13 protein-coding genes and 1 other RNA gene are annotated in these 14,086 nt (G+C 43.7%); 7 read left to right on the top strand and 7 right to left on the bottom strand.

The features are described 5' to 3' along the window. Positions 1-223: 223 nt before the first annotated feature. Positions 224-1,081 (top strand): BRCT domain-containing protein, encoded by an 858-nt coding sequence (locus ACLSU7_RS13030; protein ID WP_413292321.1) that lies wholly within the window; start codon positions 224-226, stop codon positions 1,079-1,081. 116 nt (positions 1,082-1,197) lie between these two features. Here ACLSU7_RS13030 and ACLSU7_RS13025 read toward each other — a convergent pair whose 3' ends face one another. From ACLSU7_RS13025 to ACLSU7_RS13005, 5 genes are all read right to left on the bottom strand, one after another. After that, positions 1,198-2,397, bottom strand: a complete 1,200-nt coding sequence (locus ACLSU7_RS13025) for a hypothetical protein (RefSeq protein ID WP_413292320.1) — start codon at positions 2,395-2,397, stop codon at positions 1,198-1,200. A 138-nt stretch (positions 2,398-2,535) separates the two neighbouring features. After that, positions 2,536-2,881: a transfer-messenger RNA gene (ssrA, locus tag ACLSU7_RS13020) on the bottom strand. 438 nt (positions 2,882-3,319) lie between these two features. Continuing rightward, positions 3,320-4,564, bottom strand: a complete 1,245-nt coding sequence (locus ACLSU7_RS13015; RefSeq protein ID WP_413292319.1) for a TIGR02147 family protein — start codon at positions 4,562-4,564, stop codon at positions 3,320-3,322. A gap of 155 nt (positions 4,565-4,719) precedes the next feature. Continuing rightward, on the bottom strand, positions 4,720-5,799 hold the full coding sequence (locus ACLSU7_RS13010) for a hypothetical protein (protein WP_413292317.1): 1,080 nt from the start codon (positions 5,797-5,799) through the stop codon (positions 4,720-4,722). 218 nt (positions 5,800-6,017) lie between these two features. Continuing rightward, positions 6,018-7,307, bottom strand: a complete 1,290-nt coding sequence (locus ACLSU7_RS13005; RefSeq protein WP_413292316.1) for a hypothetical protein — start codon at positions 7,305-7,307, stop codon at positions 6,018-6,020. Positions 7,308-7,444: 137 nt separating this feature from the next. On the opposite strand from ACLSU7_RS13005, the gene ACLSU7_RS13000 reads away from it, so the two are divergent. After that, positions 7,445-8,134, top strand: a complete 690-nt coding sequence (locus ACLSU7_RS13000; RefSeq protein WP_413292315.1) for a phosphatase PAP2 family protein — start codon at positions 7,445-7,447, stop codon at positions 8,132-8,134. Here ACLSU7_RS13000 and ACLSU7_RS12995 read toward each other — a convergent pair. Next, positions 8,131-8,889 carry a M48 family metallopeptidase gene (locus tag ACLSU7_RS12995; RefSeq protein ID WP_413292314.1) on the bottom strand — a complete coding sequence of 253 codons (759 nt, stop codon included), beginning with the start codon at positions 8,887-8,889 and terminating at the stop codon, positions 8,131-8,133. The two genes, ACLSU7_RS13000 and ACLSU7_RS12995, sit on opposite strands and share 4 nt — an antisense overlap. A 47-nt stretch (positions 8,890-8,936) precedes the next feature. Here ACLSU7_RS12995 and ACLSU7_RS12990 point away from each other — a divergent pair, with 47 nt between their 5' ends. The 4 genes from ACLSU7_RS12990 to ACLSU7_RS12975 all read left to right on the top strand — a co-directional run bounded on the left by ACLSU7_RS12990 (position 8,937) and on the right by ACLSU7_RS12975 (position 12,579). Then, positions 8,937-9,917, top strand: a complete 981-nt coding sequence (locus tag ACLSU7_RS12990) for a serine/threonine protein kinase (protein WP_413292313.1) — start codon at positions 8,937-8,939, stop codon at positions 9,915-9,917. A 400-nt stretch (positions 9,918-10,317) separates the two neighbouring features. Continuing rightward, the gene (locus tag ACLSU7_RS12985) at positions 10,318-10,617 is read left to right on the top strand and encodes a hypothetical protein (protein WP_413292312.1); all 300 of its coding nucleotides are present in this window, start codon (positions 10,318-10,320) and stop codon (positions 10,615-10,617) included. A 96-nt stretch (positions 10,618-10,713) separates the two neighbouring features. Further along, complete coding sequence (locus tag ACLSU7_RS12980) at positions 10,714-11,199, top strand: hypothetical protein (protein WP_413292311.1); 486 nt, start codon at positions 10,714-10,716, stop codon at positions 11,197-11,199. Positions 11,200-11,349: 150 nt separating this feature from the next. After that, complete coding sequence (locus tag ACLSU7_RS12975; protein ID WP_413292310.1) at positions 11,350-12,579, top strand: isocitrate dehydrogenase (NADP(+)); 1,230 nt, start codon at positions 11,350-11,352, stop codon at positions 12,577-12,579. Positions 12,580-12,685: 106 nt separating this feature from the next. Here ACLSU7_RS12975 and ACLSU7_RS12970 read toward each other — a convergent pair whose 3' ends face one another. Next, positions 12,686-13,114, bottom strand: a complete 429-nt coding sequence (locus ACLSU7_RS12970; protein WP_413292309.1) for a VOC family protein — start codon at positions 13,112-13,114, stop codon at positions 12,686-12,688. An 87-nt stretch (positions 13,115-13,201) separates the two neighbouring features. Here ACLSU7_RS12970 and ACLSU7_RS12965 point away from each other — a divergent pair, with 87 nt between their 5' ends. Beyond that, on the top strand, positions 13,202-14,080 hold the full coding sequence (locus tag ACLSU7_RS12965) for a hypothetical protein (RefSeq protein ID WP_413292308.1): 879 nt from the start codon (positions 13,202-13,204) through the stop codon (positions 14,078-14,080). The last annotated feature ends 6 nt before the right edge of the window (positions 14,081-14,086 follow it).

Below are 14,086 nucleotides of genomic sequence, written 5' to 3'. Positions count from 1 at the left end.
AGTAAACTTGGTTGCATTCATAACTCCCTAATTTGATATCGGGTTTTAAAGAAAATAAATAAGACCTAATTTTGTATACTGGACGAATGAAGAGCGCTCCAATTGGGTAAGACTAAACGATGGTTGTTTAGACTTTTGGCCAAGAAATTTTTAGGTTGTTTAAACAAAACCAAATTGGCCTCTAATTTGGTTTTTGAATACCGATGGTTGGGGTGGAGGATCTATGCGTACGAATCGAAAGCATCAAGAAACCTATCTTCACGGAAATGCAGCAGCCTCAACAGCGTTGACAACTTTGAAGGGAATAATCGAAGGAGTGATCTGTGACTCCAAAATCAACGACCTAGAGCGAGCATCTATTCTTGATTGGATCGAAGAATATAAATTCCTAAATATGCATCCAGCTGTAGGGTCAGTTTTCGATTACTTGGCAGAAGCGCTTGCAGATGATGTGCTCAGCATAGAAGAAGCAAAAGATATTAAGTGGATGATTGAGAAAAACCTTTCGTCTTACTACGATGAAAGTACGCAGAAAATGCAAACTCTGCTTGGACTTCTCTCTGGAATAGCCGCAGACTCTGAAATTAATGCCATTGAATTTACTCACTTGTGGAAGTGGTTAAATGATAATGAAGATTTGAAGGGACTCTTTCCATTCGACGAAATCTATTCCATAGTCTGCCAGATCGGCACAAGACGATCTATGACTGATCAGGAGAAAAATTTCTTAGTCTCGGCATTTCGATGGACTGACCAAGAATCTGCGCTCAAAAATAGCCCCTTCTTTCAATGGGAGATCGATCCTGAAGTGCAATTTGAAAACCGAAGTTTCTGCATAACAGGCGTTTCTCCTCGAACCGGCAGATCCGAGATCGAGAAAGCTATTACGGAAAAAAAAGGAATTACTAGTTCACGTGTAACTTTAAAACTAGATTATCTAGTCGTGTGTGCTGAGCCAAATCGCGCCTGGACTCATGCATGTTATGGAAGAAAGATCGAAGAAGCAGTTCAATTGCGCAGAAAAGGTCAGAGAGTATCAATCATTTCTGAAGCGGATCTTTGGGATGCACTACAAACCTAAAGCTTGATTTACATCCTATCAAAAATTTCATCCGCGGATATTAATTGTTGAAGACCCGGGACTTTGTTTTGTAAGCCTGGGCAATTTCCGTTGTACCAGGCTTACAATTATCTGACTTATGCTGATTTCAGGCGGGCACGGCCCTTTTTCTTCTCGGGCACGTCGTAATAAACTACACCCTTCTTTTTGTACGAACGCAAACTTCGATCCAAGGAGGTGTGGCCTAAATACATAGATATGTTTTCAAATTTCTGTCCCATAGATAGCAGCCAGTCTAAAAAGCCCTTCCTGCCCGCGTAATTACCAAAGCGAGGTCCTACAAAATTATGAATCGTCTTGGTAAGTGGTCGAGCAATAGAAGACCTTAGAAACTCAATTGCGAGCACTTGCTGATCATAGAGAATTGGAATTGATTTCCATCTATCTTTCGGCTCTAAATGAATTAGCTTTTGCTGGAAAACTTTCAGAAATTGTATCCCATTTTTATCTGGACGAGTGATTTCATGAACTCGGTTTTTCTTGTCTGTGAGAATTCTGTCCAACTCAGAAGGGCGCAAGCCCAAGGCTAGACAGCAGTACATATAACGCCAATGACGCCCCTTCATTTTTTCAGAATCACTTTCGTCTTCGGTAAACGGTATACTTTCAAGGATTTCAAAAGTTAACGGGTCACTCTCTGCTCCATCTTTTTTAACTTCTAAATAAGATTCATTAACAAGATTTCTCCACTGACCTTCAAGTGGAGGTACAGGCAGAAATGCCTTCTGCCTTTTGTTGCAAACGTAGAATCCCCATAGGTTCACGAACTTCAGAATCTTTTTAAACCAGCTCGGGCTGTACTGATGCTTAACGGCATAAGAATAGATCTTATTGGGATACATCGAGTAATTCCATGGCTCCAACTGAACCTCCGCTATGAGATTTTGAGTCCCTCGCCAAAAGCTATCATAGTTATCAGGTAACTCACCCGTTTTGGGATGAGCAAATCTATCAACCAGGTATTGGTAAAACTCTTGAACGAGATCGTCGGGAAGGAAGGCTGATTTAACAACGGCAGCATCGTTGATGCGAGCTTTGGCCTTCGCCATCTTTTCAGCTTCACGCTTCTTTGATTGTTCCGCCTGAAAAGTATTTCGATAATATTTTAGAGCAGCTTCATATGACCAATTTGGATCAAAACCATGCGCTTTGATTTCGCTATCTGCAAGAACTCGGGCAGGTCGAAGTTTCTTTCCGTTCTTGTCTTTGCCCTTATCAACGATGTGATGCAAAGACCAACTGGTTCTAGATTTATTGGGTTTAAGGCGCCAGCCCATAAGAAGTCTCCTTCCGAATATATCGGCAAAAAGAGACTGGGCCTAAATTCTCGCCCCCGTCTTCCCTGTCTACGAGACGGGGGTAATCTCAAACTGAGACGCCCAAACCATATAGATTAGGGCGTATTTGAAGAGAAATGGTGGAGGCGGGGGGAATTGAACCCCCGTCCGCAAGTGATCCGCGATAAGGCGCTACATACTTAGTCAGTGTTTTAGATTGGTCCTCGGGCTTCCACAGACAAAATCCCTAAGACCTCTCCCCCAGTAAATTTAAGCGAGTCTGCTGGAGAAAACCCAACACGCCGAGGTCCCTAAATGACGATCAATCCAAGAGCGGAACCACCTCAAGGTTGATCGTGCAGATTAATTAAGCTGCAAGTGCGTAATCGTTGCCAATTACAAAATGGACGTTTTTATCGAGGTCCTCATCCGCCCCGGTATGCTCCTTATGTTTCAGCACCCACGTCGAAGCCAGTACGCCCCCAATGTGTGATCAACATAACTCGTTTATTGTAGCACAGATTTTCGATTCGCTTCTCAGCTTTTCGAAGACCCAAATCTCCGCAAAACGATCGGACATAGTGTGTGAGCGATGAACATAAAACAATAGGCAATTCACCACGTCATCGCTGTGTTTTTAAGCAATTTATGTTACACGAGATTAACAGTACGCTAACGTAAGCATGACAATTCACCCGGTAAAAGGTCCAGATATCCACCATTTATAGGGGTCTTCCACAGACTTATCCACAGAGATGCTGAAAAAATGGTGATTTTTCGATTCGAAATTTAAGATTCTTAAATTTTCGCGAAATGGATTCGCATTTTCTGACATGCTTGGAAACTGGGCAAATTCACCCAAAAAAGGACAAAAAAAGGGGGCAAAAAGCCCCCTATTCGATTCAATATTTTGATTCAAAATTTAGCGGAAAAGTTCTGCCGCTGATGCTGCTGCTGAAGCCAAAGAACTTACGTTTGTAGGTGCTTTGTTCACGTCCGTTTTCGCTGTTGCCGTTGCTGCCGGAGTTACCGTTGTTTGAACTTTCGCAGCTGTAGGTGCTGCTGGAACCGCTGGTGCCGGACTTTGAACCTTCGCTGCCGTCGCAACAACCGCTGCTTCAGAAGCCTGCGCAAGAACCGCTTCCGCTTTCGCTACCGCCTCTGCCGAAGGAGCCGCAGCTTCCATCACAGATTCAGCCAAATGCACATCCAAAGCGCTTTGAACGATCGGAGAATGTGCGTGAGTACCCACTCCATCAACCGCATTCGTTACCGGGAACAATTGAATGTTCAATTGGTACACTCTTTCGCCTTTTGATTTCATACGAGCGATAGAGTTGTCTTTATTCAAACCTTTTCTCATCTGGCGAAGTTTAAATTTGATTTCTTCAAACTCTGCTTTCGTCAAAGACATCGTCAAAGTTCCGAATTCGCGATCCGTGGGTTGATCTTGATAAATAGACTCAAGACCCAAGTACATCAATTGCGATTGAAGCTTACGAACAAGCGCCACTGGAATGTCTTCAGGAGATTCAGTCAGGGAGCGAGCTTTTTTGATCTCGCCCGTTTTTTCGTCACGACGAAGTTCACCGGAAGCGATCAATGCTGCCAAAGAGTTTTCAATTTCATCGTCAGAAGCTTTACCGCGCAAAAGAGCTTTCAAAGAAGCTGTGTCGAACGAAACACCTTCTTGATCCACCATGGCGTAAACGATCCAGGCAACCCAGTTCGGAACTTTTTCGAAAGATTTGCGATCGATCTCCCCTGTTTTAAGTTTCACACCCACACGGTGCTCTGACATTTTTTTCAGGAAGATATTACGATCTGCAGGATCTGTTGCTTGCGTAAAGTTCACAAGCAAACGGAACTCTTCAGTTTGTTCTTTATTAAAACCCAGCGCTTTACCAAATTTGCCGATCATGTCTTCAGAAAGGTTGCGCTTTCCTTCGATGATCATTTTCAAATAATTTGGCGATTTGATATTCGCTGCTGCCGAGAAAACTGCGTAGTTATATTGGCGCAAAGAGCTCTTAGAAGCTTTGCGTTTGTACTGATAATAGTCCGCCAAATATTCGCGGTAGTTCATGTAATCAGACAATACTGGTGGAACCAGCGAAGTTGTTGAAATTTCTTTGCCTTTGCCGAACTCAGGTTGATTGTGTTGCATAGAAATCGCTCCTTTGCGCCTAAATAGTTGAACGCAGTTGGAGCTTCAAAACAAGGGGATTCCAATTATCTCACCCCATGTTTTCGCGCGGCATAAAAAAGGGGCTTTCCTTTTTAGGAAAACCCCTTGATAGAGAACATATTATTTGAAACCAACTAGCGCGGGCGCGGTCTTGGTGGAGGTGGTGGTTGCGGACCATCACATTTTTCAAGCCACAACGTCACATTGCGAATATCCAACTGCCCCTGACTGTAGAAAACCAAACTTTCAGCGCCCTGACCAATCACCGCGTTATGTGGATTGATCGTGTAGTTTTGATTCCAAGGACCCACTTGCACACGTTGTGTTTGGAAAACTCCGTTGATTGCAAAATCCAGGAAAGAAACATTCTGCAAAGAGTTCGCATCAAACTGCACTGCTACCAGGCGATAGCCGCGATATTGTTGCCAGTTAAAGTACGGTGCTAAATCCAAACGGTCATTACCGATCATACGGCGATTGATTCCCAAGTTAACTGGGAAACCTTGGCCGGGTTGTTCGACTCCCCCGCCGCCGCCATTGCCTTGGCAACTGATGTTGATTGCGATCGTTGCGATATCTGACATACCACGAACTTCAACTTCCATCAGACGAACGCCATTTCCAATAACTGCCGGGAAACGAGGAACGAAGCTGACGAAACGTTGAGGAGAGTTCACCCATTGATCCACTTGACCGTTAATGATGAAACCCATTTGCGTGCGAATATCAGAACCTAACACTTGCACATCTACCGAAGTCACTGTGCAACCGACATAACGTTGGTTCACTCCCGCAAGAGCAAACAAATTGAAGCGTTCATTGAACACGCGACGTTGGATGTAAATGACTTTTTGTTCTGAATTGTAACCGCCGTTACCGCCATTACCTGGATAAGGTTGACCAGGATACTGCGGAGGTTGCACTGGAGTTGTCGCTGGTGGACGCTCTGGCGCTGGACGTGGAGGAAGTGGACGTGGCGCTGGTTTCGGGCGCGGTCCTGGTTCTGGTCTTGGCTGAGGTTGTGGTTTAGGCGGTTGACCTGGTTGGTTTGGCTCACCTGGATAAGGAAGATCTTCATCTGGAAGAGGAAGTGGTTTATCGTAGCCACCATTTCTTGGGCCTTGATGTTGTCTTTGTTGCGCTTCAACGACTTGTGGTCCAACCATCATCGTCATGGAAATCGCCAAGAATAAAATCTGCTGTTGTAGAGCCATTTCGTCCCCCTTTGGATCAATTAGAATCTGCGAGGAGGCTATAAAGCAAGCGTTATACCAATTTATTCGGTGTCACTAAGCTCCCAAAATGCTCACTAGAACAGTGTTTCACACATTCACGAATGTCCGGCAGGCGGATTGGGATAAAAAAAGGGCCACAGCTTGGAGTCTGTGGCACTTGGGCAAACAAAGGGGGATCCTTTATTTGTATTTTGGGTTTATTCAACTGATGGCAAATCGTCGCTGCCACCATCTTCGTAACCGCCACCTGGGTTTTGGTTACCATTGTCGTTACCATGATCCTCTTGTTGATCTTGGTAATCATTCAAATCGATTACTGGTTTAGATCTTCTCATGAAAGTAATCGCGAATACGTCTTGTTTGTAAGTACCGTATTTTCTCATTTTAAATACCAAGCGAAGTTGGCCTAAACCATTGTTCGCTGTCAAACGTGCTTCGCTAATCATGTTTTGATAAGACAAGTTTACGTTGCTTGCGAAATCGTCGTCGTCATTTGGATCTTTTGCCAAACGTTTTAAAGTCACGTTTGTAGAGTTACCAGATTGTGGAGAAACCAACGGACCAGAGAAAGCCAACATTTGATTTTCAAAAGTTCTAAGAACCACTGTGAAACCTGCACGACCGTTAACAACTTCCCATGAACTCATTTTGGAAGATTCAACGCGGTTCGAACCCGTGTGTGTGCGGAATGTGTTAACAGCCATTTCTTTGATGAAATCGTATTCTGGGTTACCAGTACCACGAGACATTTTAAAGAAAAGATCTGCATAAGATTGACGAAATACGATATCGATGTGGCTAGCAGAACCTGACCAGCCCAAATCAATTTTCACCAAAGTAGTTTCGCATTTGCCATCAAGATCCAAGCATTGCAAAGTTCCGCGGATAGGCATTGAACCCGTTGTTTTAGTTCCGTTTCCAGAGCGTGCAGACTGAAGTCTTACGATTTCATTGCCACCTTCAAAAGCAGAATCACCAACCAAGTTGTAAACACGGGCGAAACCATTTTCCTGGATATGCAAAGTAACTACAGAAAGACCGGAGATGCTTTCAAATTTCAATTTAGCTTCAGTTACAGAAGCTGAAAGACCCAATTGATCGCGCTTCAAACCACGCAATACATCCAATGTGTCATCTGGTGAAGAAGAAGTATAAAGAAGACCTTCTTTAGAAACACCACCCGTTAAACGTTTTCCATAAGCATTGCTATCAACGTTTGCAGGGTTATTGGTGCCATATTGTTTCCCCATGATAACGCCATCTTTATTGATTTCGTAATCAGGGCCTGAAGATTGAGCATTCGTTTTACCAACAGGTGCAGAAGGATTAACATTTGTGCCGGCACCACCAAGATCCGGAAGATCTTCGACCTGGCCCGTAGAAGTTTGTGTTGGCGGTGGTGCACCTACTGTTTTGTCTTTGTTGCAGGCAGTAAGGCCTAGCGTTGCGAGCAAAGCCGCAGTAATCAGAGTATGTTTTTGCAACATTGAAAACCTCCAAGTTTTTTCAGTCACGAGTTTTGATAGGACCAGCAATAGCAAGGCTCAGGCCAAGTTTTGTCACTCCTCTACGGGCTTGTATTGCAATACACACGTATCCTATGATGGGTTTGAGAAGGAATTACATGCCTGTTTATAATTTAAGCTCCCTGATGAATGATTCGAGGCTATTACGACACCACCTCCTGAAAGTAACTGTGGGAGGCTTGGCTTTAGCTGCTGCGGCTGCATTCTTATTCGACCAAAAACTTGCTGTGCTATTTGGAACTCCTTGGGCGCATCAGTTCTGGAGACCCCTTGCTCGCGAGGTCACAAACATCGGTCTATCCGAGCACTATTTTATCATCGCTATAGTTTCATGGCTTTTCTGCGCATTTATTGGCCCAAGAATCGAGGGGCTTAAGAAGTACTCTGCAAAGCTTGATTACTTCCGTCGCTGGGGTTTGAATTTGCTTTTGGCGCTGCTGGTTTCTGGTGCGATCACTCATGTAATCAAATTCTGCGTGGGCCGTCAGCGCCCTCATAAAAGCCCGATTGGTGATCCCTTTGTTTTTGATCACTTCACCACTCACTGGCACTGGCATTCTTTTTCATCAGGTCACTCCCAAGTGATGTTTACGGCAGCGGTTTTATTCACATTGGCATTTCCTAAATGGAAATGGTTGTGGCTAACTATTGCCGTTCTGGCTTGCGCGACTCGTATTATGATTCAAGACCACTTTTTAAGTGATGCGATCTTTGGTGCATGTGTGGGTTATATGGGATCATTGCTGGCTCTTAAATGGATGCGCAAAGGTAAGAACGCGATCGTTTAAGATCGCTGTGATAAAAAGTCAGTTAGATTTTGTGAAGACTTAAGGGTCTTCACAATTCTTGGATAATCCGGAATGAACTCTTCCACCACTCCCCAGAATTTCGGGGAATGATCCATGTGTTTTAGATGTGCGAGTTCGTGCACCACCACATAGTCCATCACTTCTTCACTAAAAACGATCAAACGCCAATTTAGATTTAAGACTTTCCTGGAAGAGCAGCTCCCCCAGCGGGTTTTCTGCTCTCGGAACTTTAACTGCGAAGGATAAAGCTTCATGATGTTCGCCCAGTGATTCACTTTCTGGCTGAGCAATTTAATCGCTTCACGTTTATAAAACGCCCTGAATTCGGCAATGGCTTTAGGATGATGTTCAAGGGAGGTATTTGCTTCCCACTGATCTTTTGGGATATGCAAAAACAATTGCTCATCACTGAGCGAGACAAAGGATTTTTTCCCCAAAGTGATGACTACCTTAAGTTCGCGTTCCACTCCCAGGAAGGGAAACTTCTCGCCCGCTTTGATGGTTTTCTTAGGGTAAAGCTCGGCCATGGCGTCAAACTTGATAAAGTTCTTTTCGATCCATTCGCGCTTAGCGGCCAGGAAATCAAGCACTGTCTTTTGCGAGGTGATTTTGTTAGTCACCACTTTGATGGGACGATTGGGATACAGGTAAATCGATAATGACCTGCGAAAAGGCTTACGGTGAAGCTCCACCGCCCAGTTAGCAAAATCAAAAAGTTCAATCGACCCACTCATAGGAAAGGAGAATGACTTAAGCCAAGAAAAGTGGCAATCTAATTCCCATGGATAATAATTCTTCGTTTTATAATTTGGATCCCGATAAAGTTCTGCAAGCTGCAGAGAACGCCGGCTTTTATCCGACTGGCGAATTTGCGCAGCTTAACTCTTATGAAAACCGCGTGTTTGATATCAAACTCGAGGAACCGGTCGAGCCAAACTCACAAAGCAAAAATGTTATTGCCAAATTCTATCGCCCCAATCGCTGGAGCAAAGAAGCGATTTTGGAGGAGCATGAATTTTTATTGTCACTAAGAAATGAAGGCATCCCTGCTGTTGCTCCCCTTTTTCAAGGGCATGATTCCACGGTTTCTGAAGTGGACGGAATGTATGTTTCGTTCTTTCCGAAAGTCTTAGGGCGCATGCCTCAGGAATTTTTGGGAGATGATTATCGCAAAGTCGGCAGACTGATGGCGCAGGTTCACAATGTGGGCGCTCGCAAGAAAGCTCCGAACCGTCCCGTGCTTGATACAAGTTATTATGGTGGCTGGGAAACGTTGGACAATTTGCAGAACTGGGTCACTCCGGAACTGCGCGGTCGTTACAATGCAGCGGCTGAAGACATTTTGTATGCAATTGATGATAACTTTGATCCGTCTGAATTCATTCGCATTCATGGGGATTGTCATAAGGGAAATTTGCTGAACAATGGAACGCAGTTTTTCCTGGTCGACTTTGATGATTTTGTAAATGGTCCGGTGGTTCAGGATTTCTGGATGCTATTGTCCGGCGATCAGGAAACATTTGGTGAAGAAAAAGATTTAATCATCTCTGGTTACGAAGAGCTGCGCGAGTTTCCGGATCATCAATGGTCATGGATTCCTATGCTGCGTGGACTTCGTATTATTTCTTATGCTGGGTGGATTGCGAAACGTTGGGTGGATCCAAGTTTCCCAAGAATTTTTCCAGAGTTTAACACTTACAGATACTGGGCCGAAGAAGTCGAAGCGTTAGAAAAAATCGCGTGGTCGATAAATCCATCTTAAGTGTGAGTTCCAACATGGAACTAGTCTCCTCTCTGAAAACTAACTTTATTTCATAAATATTAGTTTACTTTGTTAAGCCAAATTGAGATATTGGATTCACTCTATTGAAAGGAGGCCATCATGCAACTGATGATTAATTCAAAAAATATTCATTCCCACTCCGGGATTACGACCGAGATGGCTTCCGATTGCACAGTCTTTTAAGGTAACTATCACGATTCTCATTCTCACTAAATTTTAAAAATCCTGCGCGCGCTGACTTAGTCATCGTTTCGCAAACTTATATTTTTTTTCAAAACTCATTCCGGAAATCCGGAGTGTTTAACAAACTCTCGTCAGAGCTTTGGTCCGCGGCCTTTGGATCTGCGCTTTGGCGAGCATTATCCACACAGGAGGAATTATGAACGCGTTATTGCGTAAACAAGCGGTATGGAAATACCGAAACCAGCGAGTCTTATTAAGACTCGTGGATTCTTCTGCGGATGTGTATGTTGAAAGCGTAGTAAAGGCCGGTCATGTAATGAGCTTCCTCCTGTATTTGGTGTATCGCACACCTGGATTTATGCTCGCCATTTTAGAATGGATCTTACAGGGACCGGAATTAAAACGACGCGTTCAACCTTATGCTCCAGCAGAAGTTGTTCAACCGAATCTTCAAGAACTTGAAGCTCGGTTAAAATATCCGATTTATATCCGATAATTTTTAGGGAGGGCGCTATGCTCTCCTTTTTTATTGACGGACTGTCCTTGGGTCGGGAAAGCTTTTAAAGAACGAATTTTAACCAAGGATGGAATTATGAAATTGCTGTTGACGGTATTGTTGCTGGGTTTGGCTGTTACGGCCTGTAAGCCCGTTGAAGATCTTGATGAAAATAAAGCTCCAGATAAAATTATCAATGAAACAGATTACAGCAAATGTGGCGACAGCACGGGCGCAAAAAACATCATCGGCAACTGGTACTATCAACAAGGTATCGGTAACACAAAGTTCGTAAAATCTTATTCTATCTCTCGCGAATACATCCGCATCACTAACACTTGTACTTTCGATGGCGTTCCAGTGAATGCTTCTGCAACTTCCAGAATCGTGTTGAGCATGAACTCGATGAGCCTTATGGATAGCGCGCTGAATGAAAATGTGTTGCAACGTGAAGGTTACAAACTGACTTGCCAAGCGCGTGTTGAGCCGGTGGATTTCCATTTTAGCTTTAAAGGAAACTGCCTGGTTTTGACGTCTGCCGATGGCAAAAGCTCTCTGGCCCTGCTTCCTGCGACAAATTAGTTTTCATCACAGAGCCCCTGAAGAGATTCCGGGGCTTTTTTGCGTCCAAATCCCCACCTGCCGCGAAGCATAACGCACTCTATCCTTTGTCATGAGGTCCGCCCCTGATCTATATTCCTAGGGCTTATTAACCTTCCACAAGGACAACTCATGAAAAAAATCAAAGTTGCAAATCCCGTTGTTGAACTCGACGGCGACGAAATGACTCGTATCATCTGGAAATTCATCAAAGAAAAATTGATCCTTCCTTACCTAGAAATCGACATCAAGTATTTCGATTTGGGCATGGAACATCGTGATGCTACTAACGACCAAGTAACTGTTGATTCTGCTGAAGCGATCAAAAAGTACAACGTTGGTATCAAATGCGCGACGATCACTCCAGACGAAGCACGCGTTAAAGAATTCAACTTGAAACAAATGTGGAAATCACCAAACGGCACTATCCGTAACATTCTTGATGGTACTGTTTTCCGCGAACCAATCATCTGCAAAAACGTTCCTCGCTTGGTTCCTAACTGGACAGCGCCAATCTGTATCGGCCGTCACGCATTCGGTGACCAATACCGCGCAACAGATTTCGTGACTAAAGGTAAAGGTAAATTGACTGTGACTTTCCAACCTGAAAACGGTGGCGAAACGATCACTCATGAAGTTTACAACTTCAAAGGCGATGGCGTTGCATTGACTATGTACAACACTGATGAGTCTATCAAAGGTTTTGCACACTCTTGCTTCAACCAAGCACTTTCTAAAAAATGGCCTTTGTACCTTTCAACGAAAAACACAATTTTGAAGAAGTACGATGGTCGTTTCAAAGACATCTTCGAAGAAATCTACCAAAAAGAATTCAAAGCTAAATTTGAAGCTGCTGGCATCACTTACGAACATCGTTTGATCGATGACATGGTTGCATCTGCTTTGAAATGGAATGGTAACTTCGTATGGGCTTGTAAGAACTACGATGGCGACGTTCAATCAGATACAGTGGCCCAAGGTTTCGGTTCCCTTGGCTTGATGACTTCAGTTCTTGTAACTCCAGATGGTAAAACAATGGAAGCAGAAGCTGCGCACGGAACAGTGACTCGTCACTACCGTCAACATCAACAAGGTAAACCAACGTCTACAAATCCAATCGCTTCTATCTTTGCTTGGACTCGTGGCCTTGAGCACCGTGGAAACTTGGATGGCAATAAAGAGCTTGTGACATTCGCTCAAACTTTGGAAAAAGTTTGCGTAGAAACTGTTGAAGCCGGCTTCATGACTAAGGACCTTGCGGTTTGTATCTATGGCGATAAAGTGCCTGCAGATAAATACATGAACACTGAGCCGTTCTTGAACAAACTTGATGAGAACTTGAAAAAAGCTCTTTCGATGTAATTAGAATTTTTAAGATTTAGAATTCAAAAGCCCTGGGGAAACCCGGGGCTTTTTTTTTGCTTGAATGCTAGAAATGCTGCGGCGTCTAGCAAAAAACGGCGCCTTTTTACCAGCTGATTTTGACGGCTTCGGCGGATTTTTTGGCTGGGCCGTGGAAGACGGCTTCGATGTTGTTGCCGTCGGGATCAATCACGAAGGCTCCGTAGTAGCCTGGGTGATAGGGGCGCTCGCCGGGTTTACCGTTGTCTTTGCCTCCGGCCTTCATCGCTACTTCATAAAAGCGATCGACCATGGCGCGGTCTTTTGCTTGGAATGCAAGATGAGTACGGCCTGTTAACTCGCCTGCGGCGGCTTTACTGTCCTTTGAGGATATGAATAGCTCATCTACCCAAAAGAAGTCGGGACCTTGTCCCCCGACGGGAATTTGTAATGTTTCAAAGATCGGCAAATAGAACTTTTTAGAGGCTTCAAGATCTTTCACTACCAACTGAATATGATCAATTAAACGCCCCCGGTACATTTCATTTGTTTCCACATCCACTCCTTCGTGTTGAAATATTTTTTGTTTTACGCCCCTCACAAAATAGGACACAGTATTTTATTCGAACTCAAGGTAAAACGTATGAATTTAATCAAAGTTTTAATTCTTATAAGCATTTTAATAGCGGGACATAACAGCTTTGCCGTTATGCGATTTGTTTATCATGCTCCTGAGTCAGATCATGATTTTCGTTATAAGTATCACTGGGAAATTCTCAAAGCTGCGCTTGATCTGACAACGAAGAAATTCGGGCCCTATACCTTAACCCCCTCGGAGGTCCTCACCGAAGATCAGCAACTTGCCGAAATGAGAAAAGGCAGCGCTAAATTAAACATTATGATTCGAGAGACCAATAAGGTCTTTGAAACTGAATTGAACTCCGTAAAAATTCCGATCGATCGCAATCTGATTGGATACCGAGTACTGTTAATTGACAGAAAAAACAAAGCGCAACTATCCAAGGTGGATTCTTTAACGAAACTCCTTACGTTCAAAGTCGGACAGGGAGCTGGCTGGGGTGATATTTCAATCTTAAAGAATTCTGGTTTTAACGTTCTCACCGAAGAGAAGTACGACGACCTATTTAAATCTTTAAGCGCTGGAAAATTTCAGATATTTCCGAGGGGCGTGGTGGAAGTTCTTGAAGAACATCGCCAATTCAAAAAACTTTATCCCAACTTGGTCATAGATGATCATGTTTTACTTTACTATCCACTTCCAACTTATTTCTGGTTCCAGGATTCAGCAGATGGACAATTGATGGCACGTCGTGTGGAAGAAGGCTTAAGATTCATGATTAAAAGTGGCACGTATCGCAAGATATTTGATAAGCACTATTCAAAAGTAATCCGTGAATTAGATTTAAACAAAAGAGTCCTAATAAAAATCCCTAACCCCTATTTACCTTCGTCCGTTCCATTTGATCGCAAAGAGCTTTGGTTCAGCCCTGAAGATTTATAACATTCT

The sequence above is a fragment of the Bdellovibrio sp. HCB185ZH genome (assembly GCF_047302455.1).
Classification (GTDB): Bacteria; Bdellovibrionota; Bdellovibrionia; order Bdellovibrionales; family Bdellovibrionaceae; genus Bdellovibrio.
The sequence above is the reverse complement of the archived record's forward strand: the minus strand, read 5'-3'. Positions and strand labels throughout refer to the sequence as shown.